Source organism: Prevotella sp. P5-126 (genome assembly GCF_002251185.1).
Taxonomy (GTDB): Bacteria; Bacteroidota; Bacteroidia; order Bacteroidales; family Bacteroidaceae; genus Prevotella.
Genome location: NZ_NPIZ01000050.1, coordinates 1 through 13,761 on the forward strand (window position 1 = coordinate 1; position 13,761 = coordinate 13,761).

Below are 13,761 nucleotides of genomic sequence, written 5' to 3' on the forward strand. Positions count from 1 at the left end.
AGGTGGCTATTGCGGTGGGGTTCCACCTCTTCCCATTCCGAACAGAGAAGTTAAGCCCACTTGCGCCGATGGTACTGCAATGCAATGCGGGAGAGTAGGAGGCCGCCATCTTTTACAAAGCACCTTGCTTCATTGCTGAAACAAGGTGCTTTTTTTCGTTTCCTCCCTTTACGGATCCACAGAGCACACAGAGTACACGATCCACGGAACACACAGAGTGTTTAATTTAGAGATTAGTGGTTAGAGATTATAGTTAAAGATTCTCTTAAAGATTTTCGTTTAGATTTCGAGCCGTAAGGCGATCCATAATAAAGCTCTTCCCAAAAGCGAGGTATTCGAGCGCATTTTGGTCAAGGATTTTTGTTAATGATTATATTTTAAGTTGCCTGCCGGCAAGATGTTTTGGAGTAGCGAAGACAGAGTGAGAGACGCGGCTTCCAGTATGCTGAGTCACGACAAAACAAACCATAGGTAAATTTTAGAGGAAATCTTCATATAAAATCTAAGGACCTAACGGTCCAGAAATCTATTTAATAATATTGTTATCTTCCTAAATTATTTCTTGCCGTAGGCAACATCTTAAACAAGATTTCCTCCAAAGATTTCTTGCCGTAGGCAACTAAAAAAATCTATTTCCCAAAACTGTCAACTGTCAAACTGTAACGCCTGTGATTGATGATACGGATAGCTTGTGGGGATGGCATTATTCTGTCCTCCGTGGCATTTTATTATACGAAAAACAACCCATAACACGTTTGAAGCATTATGGGTTGTAGATGTGTTTTTATTAACTTAGTCGTCTATAGGAGAGAACTCGTCCTTTCCTACTGAGCAAAGCGGACACTCGAAATCATCGGGAAGATCCTCAAATGGTGTACCTGCTGGTATTCCAGCCTCTGGTACTCCTACAGCTGGGTCGTATACCCAACCGCATACGTCGCAAACATACTTCTTCATAGTTCGTTCTTTTTTTAGTGGTTTATATTTAGAAATTATCTACATGTACCTCAAAGTAAGCCTTTGGATGTGAGCATGTAGGGCATATCTCTGGAGCTTCGGTTCCTACTACAATATGTCCGCAGTTGCGGCATTCCCATACCTTAACCTCACTTTTCTTGAACACTTCCTGAGCTTCTACGTTGCGCAGTAGTGCACGATAACGCTCTTCGTGACGCTTCTCAATAGCAGCTACAAGGCGGAACTTTTGTGCCAATTTATTGAAGCCTTCCTCTTCGGCAGTCTTGGCAAAGTTTTCGTACATATCTGTCCATTCATAGTTCTCGCCTTCAGCAGCAGCTGCAAGATTCTCAGCTGTAGTGCCAATGCCACTAAGCTCCTTAAACCACATCTTGGCATGTTCCTTCTCGTTGTCGGCAGTTTGCTGGAAGATAGAAGCTATCTGCTCAAATCCGTCCTTTTTTGCACGTGATGCGAAATATGTATATTTATTGCGAGCCTGTGATTCGCCTGCAAAAGCAGCAGCGAGGTTCTTTTCTGTCTGTGTGCCTGAATATTTGTTTGCCATAGTCGTATTTTTTTAAAAATGTTATTGTTTTCTTTATCTGATGCAAAGTTACTGATAATCATTAAATTAGCAAAATAAATATCGGCAAACAGATAGTAAATTTCGGTACTGCGACATATTTGTACGCTTAGCTTGCTGAAATTTACCATTTGTTTTGTAATTTTATGCCCAAATAACAGATATATTATGACAACAGAAGAACTTACGATTCTACACCTTATATTATAGATGATAAAATCGTGCGTATGTTAATGCCATTGGTGGACGACATGGAGGAAGAGTCAGCAATACCGCGAAGAGTGAAACAGGACCCTGAAACAGTATCTCTCCCCTGTTTTACATGATTTCCGTGTGACTTTAAAAAGATCCGTGTTCATCAGTGTCTTTCCACAAACTGTCAACTGTCAAACTGTAACGCCTGGTGTGAATTGGCGTTGTCCCCAAAAAACAGGAACCAGTCCCCCTGTTTCATTTTACTTGCATTTCCCGTCTCAATCCGGGAAAATAGCAATAGACGAGTAATGCCGGCACCAAGGATGAAAAGAATCGCAGATAAGAAAACTCATGCAACAGCCAATCAATCCCTACTATTACTCTGATAGAGTACAAGCCTACAATGGCTATCATCACCAACCTCTGTAATGGTAACTTTCTCATATCACCAGCCACAGAGAGCGCATAAAGTCCTGCAATGGCAAAACCTACTGCCAGACAAACCGTAACCACATACAACAGCCATTCCTGCCCAAAACAGAGATGCCTCATTTCATCTAAAATACCATAAACCTTGAAAGCCTCCTCTAAAAAGAAGAGGCAAATCAAATGACCTAGGGCTATCAAAAAATGAAGGAAAGCTCCAAATCTTAACTTCAATACATTTCGCATTTTTAACCAATACTCAAACTTTATTTTTAATAATATTTCTATCTCATGTATTCTGTATCAGGACAAGACATACTATATTCAAACTTTTCTCCCAATATAAAAGACGTAACCGAAGCAATCCTTGTTCTCCTCGTAATAGGCGATTTCCTCTTTCAGGCGATCGATGAAAGCCTGTGCCTTGGAGTCTCCGGGATGATCTTTCAGAAAGGCTTCCATTGCCGGCTGCATCGGTTCATAATAATTCTTCGTCCAGCAGGTTTCGGGTAGGATGAAATGAGCATAAGGCTCGTAACCAGCCTCTGCCATCTGATGAATCTTATGTTCGATGGAATCAATCTCAGGAAGATTGTCCTGAATCCATTTCATGTTCTCTGGGCGCTTATTGCCGAGCCAGCTACATTCCGTTACGGCAACAAAGCCGCCAGGCTTTAGAAACTCCCGCCAATACGATAATCCCTTCTCGTAACCGATGATGAAGATAGAACCTTCCGCCCATATCAAATCGTAGGATTTCTTCCTGAAAGGCAGCGCATCCATTGAAGCTTGAACAGGATGGATATTCTCTTCCATATTTCTTGAACGACTTTCCATCTCTATGTTTTCCAACATTTCAGGCAATATATCAACGGCATCAATTTCTGCGTCATATTCATCGGCAAGAACGAAAGTCTGGCTACCCTTGCCGCATCCGATGTCTGCGATACGAATTTCTCGTTTGAAGTCAGGAATCATACTCGTGGCGAGTCTTGTCTCCCAGTCGCCCCCAGGACCCTGTCTATCTACTCTCTTAAAGAAATCGGCTATCATAGAGAAGTCGAAATCATCAATCACTACGTTTTCCTTTTCCATTATTATCTTTCTCCTTTTTTATTATATCTTTTTTTGCGTATTGTCATTTGATGTAATGAGATTGCAAAAATAGTTATTTTGTTGGTAGGACATTTTCAAATAAGGGAATAATGCAAAGATTTTATAGGAACAGCTGTTTTTTTGATGAATAGTTGATCGCATCCGGAAAGTCATAGAGACTGCTGCCTCGTTTTTAGCTTTTGGAAAACTGTTATACTGTTATATTGTAACGCTTGTACCGCAAAAAAACGTTTTAGGAAACTGTCAACTGTCAACTGTAACGCTTGTGAATGATGATATTGACTACGGATGGTTTTGGGATGACATTGACCTGTATCCATGACATGGCTGCAGACTGCAACTCCGGAAAGCTGAAAGGGTATGCTCCGGAATATGCAAACAAGTGAAACAGTATCTGTTCCCCTGTTTCATGGTTGCCTCATAAGTAAGTCATAACTAACTCCGCACTAAGTCCCAAAATTGGCGGACAATGATAGGAGGTACAAGGAACAGAAAGGGAGAATACCAATGATGTGGAAATGAATTGTATGATTGGAATTGCAATCTAAAGCGTTACAGTTGACAGTTGACAGTTTGGGAAAACCAAAAAATCATCCAAGCGTTACAATATAACAGTATAACAGTTTCCATAAACCATATTTTTGCGTTGGGCTCCGAAAATGTCACACGGATTACATGGATGACACGGATTTTTATTTGCAAGTTCCCTCCCTTTTTAATATCACACAGATATTCTGGAGCAGCGAAGACAGAGTGAAAGCTCGGTTTTACTCTGTTGAGTCGCGTCAGAATAAGCCAAAGGCAAATCACAGAAATTTATTATCCACGGAACACACGGAGAACACGGAAAAGATTAAAGTTAAAGAAACGCCCGGAGGAAGGTGTTCGAGTGCATTTTCGTCTTTGATTCATTTGCTCTGATATGCGCTTGGCTTATATTGTCAGGAGAGAATTATAAAAAAAACTATGCGAAGTCGAAGATAAAAATATCTATAATAAAGTTAAATAATATTAAATATCGAATTAAAACTGCCAAAACTCTTGCATTTCGGGTGTGTCATGTTGTATCTTTGTGTTTCAAGCCGAGGATGATTTCCAAAACAAGAAAGAAACCTTTAAAATCAAAAACCAAACAAAAATAATTAACAACTAAAAAGACGCTTGTGTTTACAAAACAAGTAATTCAACACGCCATTTGGTCCCGACAGAAAGACCACGGTTTCCCGATCGCTTCTCGTTCGGTTCCCGTTAACTTCTCGTTAGGTCCTCGTTCGTCTCTCGTTCGTCTCTCGTTCGTTATTCGTTAGTCTATCGAAGACCGATCGAGAACCGAACGAGGAACAAGCGAAAAACGAACGAAAGAGCAACGAATGTCGGTCGAGAAACTATCGAAAACTCGACGAGTAGCCATCGTCATGGCTGGCTTATGGCAGACAAAGTTCCCTCCAGCAACCGCAAACCAGAAAAATGCCTTTTGCCTCAAGCCAGCCGAGGTGGAATCCTGCATTTTCTGTCCCACACTGAGCATTTTCTCGGCGAATAAAACCATTTCGTCCATCCCGACGGATCCTATGGTCCAACCACGCCTAAACTCCCTCCACGGGCTTATAACGCCTTGTTGTTCCCCAAATAACCGACGGAGAGAATCCAGAGTCCACCCCAAAACACCCTACCATAAGTCCAACAGCCCATCTTTATAGGCTCAACCACAGGTCAAACCATAAAAATCATGTAAAGCCTTACAAGAACCCTCAATATTATCATTTTGTGCAATGTTGGTATTGTAACTTTACAAATGAAACATAACGTAAGTTCGATATATTTACAGAACGACGGATTTTGGCATCAATTCAATCCATTATTTCACGGAAGCCCTCTTTTGTCCAACTCCTCTTTGATGAAGGCATCATATCATGTCTGGATGATGTCGAAATCACAGAAATCACGGAAATCTTTTATCCACGGATCACACGGAGAAAGCGGATTTTTTAATGTCGCACAGAAATCATAGAAATTTTAATTTCACATGGATGACACGGGTTTTTTCTTAAATCTTCTTGTTCTTCTTGTATTCAAGTGCTTTTTTATGTTAAATTTCTATGTTGTTTAGTGACAATTTCATATATTCTTTTTATATTTGTCAACAAATCAAAGGACTAATAAATATGACTAATAACTCATTTTCTATAAGATTGCGGGAAGCTCGCCTGATGATGGGACTCAGTATGGATAAACTCGTAGAGCGGACCAACGGAGCCATCACCAAGCAGAGCATCTCCCGATATGAGAAAGGCATCATGCGCCCTAAGCGTGGTGCCCTGCAAGCCATAGCCAAAGCCCTCAATATCAGCGAGGAATATTTCGAAGGAACCAATCTCAAGATAGACATGCCTATGCTTCGCACCACCTCCAATGGTAAGTTGTCCGAAGACGAGTTGCAAGCCCTTGAAGCAAAACTCTCGTTTTGGGCAGAGCAGTATCTAGCCAAGGAGAAAGAAGCAGGCTTTCCTACCCGGTTCAAGAATCCGGTAAAAGGCACGAAGGTATCAACCCTTGAAGATGCCATCCATGCTGCCGACCTTCTTCGTGAAAAGTGGCATTGCGGTGATGGACCTATCGCCAGTATCCTGAGACTCTTGGAAAGAAAAGGTATCATGATACTTGCTGCAACTCTCCCGGATTATGTCTTCGGAATGAGCACCTGGGCAGATAAGAAGCATCCGTTGATGGTTCTGGATATGCGTCAGAAGAAAACAACAGTAGAACGTCTTCGCTTCACGGCAGCTCATGAGTTAGCTCATCTGCTTCTTGCCTTTCCTGTAAATGCAGAGTTAGATATAGAGAAGCGATGCAATAAATTTGCCGGTTTCTTTCTATTTACTCGGCAAGCTTTAATTGAAGAGATGGGAGGCGAAAAGCGAGATGTGCTTACGCTTGAAGAAATGATAGATCTCAGGGAAGTTTATGGTATTTCAATAGCTGCTCAAGTGCATGCAGCCTGGGATATCCGTATGATTTCCCGTGAACACTACGACTGGTGGTTTGATGAGAAAATCAAGAAGAACAGGTTGGAAGTTGGTTGGGGGGAGTATATATTTCCTGAGACTATTGGAAGAGAGAGGAGAATGGATGTGAGGATAGTAAATATTGAAAAGAATAATTTAAAATGACAGAATTAATATCACATATATATCAAGATTATGTAGGGCATTGGATTATCCAATCTAATGAAGAACATTCTGTTGGTGTAGCTAAGCTTGCTTCTCGCTTTGCAGGTGAATTTGTCATGAGTGAATGGGGAAAAGTTTTAGGGCAGCTTCATGATAAGGGTAAGGAATCACATGCTTTTCAGCAGCATATTAAAAAAGAGAGTGGATATGAGCCTGATATTAAAGTTTGTGGTAATTATAACCATGCATTTATTGGTGGAGTTTTGGCACGAAAACTTTATGGTAAATCTGCTGATATTTTCTTCGTTAATCAAATAGTGTCTCATCATACAGGCTTACATGATTATGATGAGATAGAAGGCATTCTTAATCAGGATATTCCAGCAGAAGTTAATATCAATATAGGAAAGGAAAAATTAAATGTACCTGCTTTTAAGATTCAAACTAATGATTTTCATCATTTAGCTCGTATGATGTTTTCATGTTTGGTGGATGCCGACTTTCTTGATACTGAAGCTTTTATGGATAAAGAATCTTCTATGTTAAGACGGAATAAAGCTACGATATATGATTTGCTGCCTTTACTTGAAAATAAACTGAAGGATTTGAAAGCTAAAGCAGATAATTCTAATGTAAATGCAATAAGAAATCAAGTCCAGCAGCAATGTATTAAAATGGCAGATACTGAAATAGGTTTTTATAGTTTGACGGTACCAACTGGTGGAGGAAAAACTTTGTCTTCTTTGGTATGGGCAATGAAGCATGCTATCAGAAATGGTCAGAAAAGAATTATTATAGCCATTCCATATACAAGTATCATTGTTCAGACGGCATCTGTTCTACGAAGCATTTTTGGAGAAGAGAATGTTTTGGAGCATCATAGCAATGTGGATCCTGAGCATATTAAAGACGAAAGACTTCAGGAGAAAATGAAGTTGGCGACAGAAAATTGGGACTATCCGATAATTGTAACAACTAATGTGCAATTATTTGAATCTATATTTAGCAATAAGCCATCGGTTTGTAGGAAGCTTCACAATATAGTCAACAGTGTAGTGATCTTAGATGAGGTGCAGACGCTTCCGATGGACTATCTTCAGCCTGTTGTGGATTCGTTGAAAACGTATTATAAACTATTCAATGTTTCTTTCTTGTTCACTACGGCAAGTCAACCCGTGTTAAGTGGGCTTATAGAAGGATGTAATCCAAAAGCAGCATTCAGAGGAATTGACCATATTACAGAAATCATTCCTCGAGAATTTAAGTTGCATGACAAGTTACGAAGGGTAAAGTTAAGTATCAATAACGAAGGGAGAACGTATGATGAGGTTGCTGAGATGTTGAGTAAGCATAAAAGAGTGCTTTGTATTGTGAATACACGTCGTGATGCTAGAGATCTCTATGCACGTTTGCCGCAAGAAGGGATTACATTACATCTTTCAAAAATGATGTGTCCAGCACATATTAGCGAGACGTTAGATAAACTCAAAAAAGCTCTAAAGGACGATACGAATGAAGTTATCCGTGTTGTCTCCACGCAATTGATAGAAGCTGGAGTTGATTTGGATTTTCCTGTTGTATATAGGCAAGAAGCTGGACTTGACTCTGTATTGCAAGCTGCCGGCCGATGTAATCGAGAAGGAAAGAATGGCTTAAGTACTACTTATGTCTTTTCTTTGTCTAAAGAGCATAATCTTCCTAGAGGAGATATGCAGGCTGCGAATAATGCAAGGTTAAGTCTTGGTGCAGCGATAGATTGGTTTGCTCCAGATGTGATGACATCATATTTCAAGCAAATATATTGCAGAAAGGAATGTTTCGATGTAAAGAATATGAAGCATTATCTTTATAATCCTAAGGAAATATGTTTTGCTACTGCTGCAAAAGAGTTTCAGATGGTTGAAGATAATGGTATCAATGTTGTTGTCTGTTGGAGAAATAGTTTCGAGCTTATTCAACAATTATTGGAAAAGGGACCTTCATATATACTGATAAAGAAGCTGTCGAAGTATATCGTAAATATCACTAAGACAGACTTTAAAACTTTGTTAGATATGGGTGTCATTAGTGAGAAAAAAGAGGGACTCTTTGTTGTCGATTATAAACAGCAGTATGATGAACATATAGGCTTGTGCATCGATAATAATTGGGCAAATGAAGTATTAATACAATAAAAATATAATGGTATGGAATATACTGATAAAGAATATTGTTTGGAGGTGTGGGGCGATATGGCTTGTTTCACAAGACCCGAACTGAAAGTTGAACGTGTAAGCTATGATGTGATTACACCATCAGCTGCACGAGCTATATTCGAGGCTATATTTTGGAAGCCTGCCATTCATTGGCAGATAACCAAGATAGAAGTGTTGAAACCTATCAAATGGACTTCTGTAAGAAGAAATGAGGTGGGGGCGGTAGCTGGTAAATCTGTCATCTTTATAGAGGAAAAACGCCAGCAGAAAAATACTTTGCTTTTAAAAGATGTTGGTTATCGAATTTGGGCAAAGATGGAGTTCCGTTCTGTATTGAAGCGAAAGGCAGAAGGAGATTTGTTTTCTCATGAGCCGGGTAAAGATGAGAATCCGATGAAGTATTATCAGATGTTTGAGCGTAGAGCAAGCAAGGGACAATGCTTCAATCAGCCTTATCTTGGTACTCGTGAGTTCTCTGCCTCTTTCCGTCTCGTTAATCCTGATGATGATACATTGACTCCACCAATATCTGAAGAGCAAGGTGGTACTAAAGACTTAGGAATCATGCTCTATGATATGGACTTTGCTGATAAGAAGAACATCCAGCCAATGTTCTATCGTCCACAGATGAAAGATGGCGTAATAATTGTTCCACCAATTAATAGTGAGGAGATTTTAAAATGATACTAAAAGCATTATATGATTATTATAATAGATGCGGTGATCTTCCAATGCCTGGTATGGAAGAAAAAGAGATTGGTTTCATTATAGTCCTTTCTAAAGAGGGAAGGTTTGTTCGCTTCGAAGATTGCCGTACGGGTAAGAGTCAGGCAAGAACATATCTTGTAAAGAAGCATGTAGGACGCTCAAGTGCAATAGTTGCTAATTATTTGTATGATAATAGTACTTATGTATTAGGGTATGCAGATATGGACAAAGAGGTTGATAAATGTAAAGAACAAGTTGACCTGTTGGAGAAGCAGGCTGCCCAATCGGTAGCTGCTCAAAGTGCATACGAGAAAGCCAAAGAAGAGCTGAAAGAATTAGAGAATAAACGTTCTATTAAAGAGCAAAGTTGTCTAGATGCTTTTAAAAACAAATTAATTTCAATTTTCCACTCCTATCCTGATAGTTATGAGTTGTCTTTAGTCTGTAAGTTCTACCAGCAAGATAAAGATGAAATTCTGTCCTCTATTAAACAAGATAGTTTGTGGGAAGATATAAAAAAGAACTTGTCAAAGAAGTATTCTACATTTTCATTTAGAATTGAGGGTGACTTAAAGATTATTGCAGAAAAAAGAGAACTCTTGCAATTGGATGAAGCTGAGGAGATGAATGGTGAAAAAGATATTTGTTTAATAACAGGAAATAGGGATATTACTGTCGATACGACAAGCGCAACAATGATTCCTGGAAGTCAGGCAACTGCAAAATTAGTTGCATTCCAGGTTAACTCTGGCTATGATTCCTATGGCAAGAAGAAATGTGGTAATGCTCCAATATCTAAAAAAGCAGAATTTGCCTATACCACTTCTCTTAACGCTATGCTGCAAAAAGGTTCTCACAATAAGTTTAGTGTAGGTAATCGAACTTTTGTCTTTTGGGCGTCCTCTAACAGCGAGGCAGCAGAACAGATTGAAGGTAGCCTCTTTGACCTGTTGGGATATATCGAAGAAGAAGGTGACGACCCAAATGCTAAGATAGAGCAAGTGCGCAAAGTGTTTACGGCTATATATTCTGGAAGTTTGAAGACATCATTAGAGGATCGTTTCTTTATACTTGGCTTGGCTCCAAATTCGGCTAGAATAGCTGTTGTATATTGGTCAGAAAGCTCTCTTAGAGAATTTGCAGGAAAGATCCTTCAGCATTTCAAAGATATGGAAATTATAGATACTCGCAAAGAAGGAAAGCCATATATGGGAATTAAGGATATGCTTGCTGCTGTTACTTTGAGTGGAAAACAGTCTGAAGCGACGCCTAATCTTCCTGAAGCTATAGTCAATAGTATCTTCCAAGGAACACCATATCCATTCACTTTATTTTCTGCATGCATTCGCAGAATAAGAGCAGAGTCAGGAAGTCACGATAAAAAAGCTATACGCATAGCTCGTATGGCAATCATTAAGGCATATCTCAATAGAACAAATAGTAATAATAAAAAAATAGAAATTATGTTAGACAAGAGTAACACAAACCAAGGCTACTTATGTGGCCGTCTTTTTGCTGTTCTTGATAAGATTCAAGAAGATGCAAATGGAATTAGCAGCATACGTGAAAGATATATGAATGCTGCCAGTGCAACACCAGCTTCTGTGTTTGCAACAATTCTTAATCTTTCTTCACATCACATGGAGAAGTTGACAAATGATGGTAAGAAAATATTCTTTGAAAAGATGAAGCAGGAGATTATTGATAAGATTCCTGCATCGGGTTTTCCTGCACATCTTGATCTTCAAGACCAGGGTAGGTTCTTTATTGGATATTACCATCAGAGACAAGAGTTCTTTACGAAGAAAGAGGAAGAAAATAAAGAATGAAATATTAACGTTTTAAAATATAAATATTATGGCTGAATTAAAAAATAAAATTGATTTTGTTTACATTTTTGATGTTCAGGATGGCAATCCTAATGGAGATCCAGATGCAGGTAATCTTCCTCGTGTGGACGCAGAGACTGGTATGGGCTTAGTTACTGATGTATGCTTGAAGCGTAAGGTGCGTAACTATGTACAAGTGGCTAAAGGCTTGGTTGATGGCTATGATATTTTTATCAAGGAGAAGGCCGTTCTCAACAATGAGATAGATAAGGCCCATGATGACTCAGAAGTCAAGAGCGCAAAAGACAAAACAGCTGCTGCTCGTTTGTTTATGTGCAAGAACTATTATGATATTCGTACTTTTGGTGCAGTAATGTCTACAGGAAAGAATGCAGGACAGGTAAGAGGTCCTATTCAACTTACTTTTGCTCGCTCTGTAGATTCAATTGCAACTGCTGAACATTCTATTACTCGAATGGCGGTCGCTACAGAAAATGAAGCAGAAAAGCAGAAAGGCGACAACAGAACTATGGGTCGCAAAGCAACTGTTCCTTATGGTCTCTATGTCTGTCACGGTTTTATCTCTGCTAATCTTGCAAAGCAAACTGGTTTTTCAGAGGAAGATCTTCAACTATTCTTTGATGCATTAAAGAACATGTTTGATGTTGACCGTTCTGCAGCAAGGGGCTTGATGAGTGCTCAGAAATTAATCGTGTTCAAACATGATTCCGTTCTGGGTAATGCTCCAGCGAATAAATTATTTGATTTGGTGAAGATTGAGAGAAATCCTGATACGAATCCGGATGCGGTACCAAGATCGTTTAACGATTATAAAGTTACAATAGATTTGGACTCTGTTCCAAGCAGCGTATCAGTTGAAGAATTGATTTAGTATCATCATGTATGCTGAAGATGAAATGCTCATGTTGTCGGGGATACAGCACTTTATGTTCTGCCCCCGTCAATGGGCTTTGATTCATATCGAACAACAATGGGCAGAAAATAAACTGACGACAGAAGGGCAGATTTTACACAAGAATGTAGATAATCCCTTCTATCGTCAGAAAAATGGTGATGTTATCACACTTCGCTCCCTTCATATTGCCTCTAAAGAATTAGGGTTATATGGTATAACTGATGCTGTGGAACTTGTTCCAACTGATTCTTCTGAAGATGCCATCACTCATAATCGCTACAAAGGATATTGGAAACCATATCCTGTGGAGTATAAAAGAGGGCATCATAAGCCTGATGAAAGAGATGAAGTACAATTGGCTGCCCAGGCAATGTGTCTTGAAGAAATGTATGGTATCCATATTCCATACGGTGCATTGTATTATGATGAAGTAAAACATAGAGAAACGGTCTCTATTTCAGAGTCATTAAGAAGTACGACTATTCAATGTGCCAGGCAGATGCACGAGGTCTTTAAAAGCGGTATCTTGCCAAAAGCAAACAAACAGCATCATTGCAAGAATTGTTCTTTGGTAAATATCTGTATGCCGGAAATGAGTGATTGTACTCTAGTATCGACCTATTTAAACAAGAATCTATATGAGGATATTACTTAATACATTATATGTAACCACACCTGAAGCCTATCTAAGTAAAGACGGGCTAAATGTAGTAGTATCCGTTAAGCAAAACGAGATATTCCGTATTCCTATCCATAATATAGAGCAAATTATTACTTTTGGTTATATGGGGGCAAGCCCTGGATTGATGAAATTGTGTGCAGATAACAATGTTTCTCTAACCTTTCTTTCACCACAAGGAAGATATATCAGTCGTTCGCAAGGGCCGACTAAAGGAAATGTTTTATTGAGAAAAGCACAATATAAGAATTCTGATGAACCTAACTATGCTCTTCATCTCAGTAAACTTTTCATAGGAGGAAAAATCCAAAACTATCGCAATATCTTGCGCCGCTTTGTTAGAGACAATGGAGATAATGAGGCTATAGAACGTGTTTGCGAGGAACTGCTTCGGTGCAAAAGAAGAGTTTTGAATACAGATTCGTTAGATAGTATAAGAGGAATAGAAGGAGAAGCAGCCACCTCTTATTTTAGTGTTTTTTCTTGTCTTCTTCTAAACCAAAAAGAAAATTTTACTTTTCAAGGTCGCAATCGTCGTCCACCAAAAGATGCTGTTAATGCCATGTTATCTTTCGTATATACTCTTATATGTAATGATATGGCATCAGCTTTGGAAACAGTAGGCTTAGATCCGTATGTAGGGTTTATGCATACTTTAAGGCCAGGACGTGCATCATTGGCTTTGGATATGATGGAGGAATTAAGAGCATATTTAGGAGACAGATTGGTTTTGTCTTTAATAAATCGAAAACAGATAACGATTAAGGATTTTGTAAAACAGGGTGACGAAGGAATAGTTATGACAGATTCTGGTCGTAAGACTATAATTTCAGCTTGGCAAAATAGGAAAAAGGAGCAGATAACCCATCCATATCTAAATGAAAAAGTAAGTATAGGACTTCTTCCTTATATTCAAGCAATGTTGCTGGCGAGATTTATCCGTAAGGATATTGATGATTATCCTGTATTTTTAATTAAGTAGCT

General features: G+C 39.1%; 11 protein-coding genes and 1 rRNA gene. 8 read left to right on the forward strand and 4 right to left on the reverse strand.

Features of this window, described 5'->3' with window-relative positions; translation table 11 throughout:
• The first annotated feature begins 1 nt into the window (after position 1).
• Positions 2-111, forward strand: a 5S ribosomal RNA gene (gene rrf, locus CIK90_RS04450).
• A gap of 681 nt (positions 112-792) precedes the next feature.
• Here rrf and CIK90_RS04455 read toward each other — a convergent pair.
• From CIK90_RS04455 to CIK90_RS04470, 4 genes are all read right to left on the reverse strand, one after another.
• On the reverse strand, positions 793-957 hold the full coding sequence (locus CIK90_RS04455; protein ID WP_094390822.1) for a rubredoxin: 165 nt from the start codon (positions 955-957) through the stop codon (positions 793-795).
• A gap of 28 nt (positions 958-985) precedes the next feature.
• Positions 986-1,525: a rubrerythrin gene (gene rbr / locus CIK90_RS04460; RefSeq protein ID WP_094390821.1), complete on the reverse strand. Its 540-nt coding sequence runs from the start codon at positions 1,523-1,525 to the stop codon at positions 986-988.
• A gap of 468 nt (positions 1,526-1,993) precedes the next feature.
• Entirely contained in the window at positions 1,994-2,290 is a 297-nt protein-coding gene (locus CIK90_RS04465; protein ID WP_144007224.1) for a hypothetical protein, read from the reverse strand.
• A gap of 198 nt (positions 2,291-2,488) precedes the next feature.
• Entirely contained in the window at positions 2,489-3,259 is a 771-nt protein-coding gene (locus CIK90_RS04470) for a class I SAM-dependent methyltransferase (RefSeq protein ID WP_094464447.1), read from the reverse strand.
• A gap of 2,186 nt (positions 3,260-5,445) precedes the next feature.
• Here CIK90_RS04470 and CIK90_RS04485 point away from each other — a divergent pair.
• The 7 genes from CIK90_RS04485 to cas1c are packed head-to-tail and all read left to right on the forward strand — an operon-like array spanning position 5,446 to position 13,759.
• The gene (locus tag CIK90_RS04485; protein WP_256387349.1) at positions 5,446-6,450 is read left to right on the forward strand and encodes an XRE family transcriptional regulator; all 1,005 of its coding nucleotides are present in this window, start codon (positions 5,446-5,448) and stop codon (positions 6,448-6,450) included.
• Positions 6,447-8,624 carry a CRISPR-associated helicase/endonuclease Cas3 gene (locus CIK90_RS04490; protein WP_094464451.1) on the forward strand — a complete coding sequence of 726 codons (2,178 nt, stop codon included), beginning with the start codon at positions 6,447-6,449 and terminating at the stop codon, positions 8,622-8,624. The genes CIK90_RS04485 and CIK90_RS04490 overlap by 4 nt, the downstream gene beginning before the upstream one ends.
• Positions 8,625-8,636: 12 nt before the next feature.
• Positions 8,637-9,329 carry a type I-C CRISPR-associated protein Cas5c gene (gene cas5c, locus CIK90_RS04495; protein WP_094464452.1) on the forward strand — a complete coding sequence of 231 codons (693 nt, stop codon included), beginning with the start codon at positions 8,637-8,639 and terminating at the stop codon, positions 9,327-9,329.
• Positions 9,326-11,182, forward strand: coding sequence for a type I-C CRISPR-associated protein Cas8c/Csd1 (cas8c, locus tag CIK90_RS04500; protein ID WP_094464453.1), 1,857 nt, complete (start codon positions 9,326-9,328; stop codon positions 11,180-11,182). Before cas5c ends, cas8c begins: the two co-directional genes overlap by 4 nt.
• A 28-nt stretch (positions 11,183-11,210) precedes the next feature.
• On the forward strand, positions 11,211-12,074 hold the full coding sequence (cas7c, locus tag CIK90_RS04505) for a type I-C CRISPR-associated protein Cas7/Csd2 (protein WP_094464454.1): 864 nt from the start codon (positions 11,211-11,213) through the stop codon (positions 12,072-12,074).
• Positions 12,075-12,081: 7 nt separating this feature from the next.
• Complete coding sequence (gene cas4 / locus CIK90_RS04510) at positions 12,082-12,753, forward strand: CRISPR-associated protein Cas4 (RefSeq protein WP_094464455.1); 672 nt, start codon at positions 12,082-12,084, stop codon at positions 12,751-12,753.
• A complete protein-coding gene (gene cas1c, locus CIK90_RS04515; RefSeq protein WP_094464456.1) occupies positions 12,737-13,759 on the forward strand; it encodes a type I-C CRISPR-associated endonuclease Cas1c in 1,023 nt (340 codons plus the stop codon). Before cas4 ends, cas1c begins: the two co-directional genes overlap by 17 nt.
• The last annotated feature ends 2 nt before the right edge of the window (positions 13,760-13,761 follow it).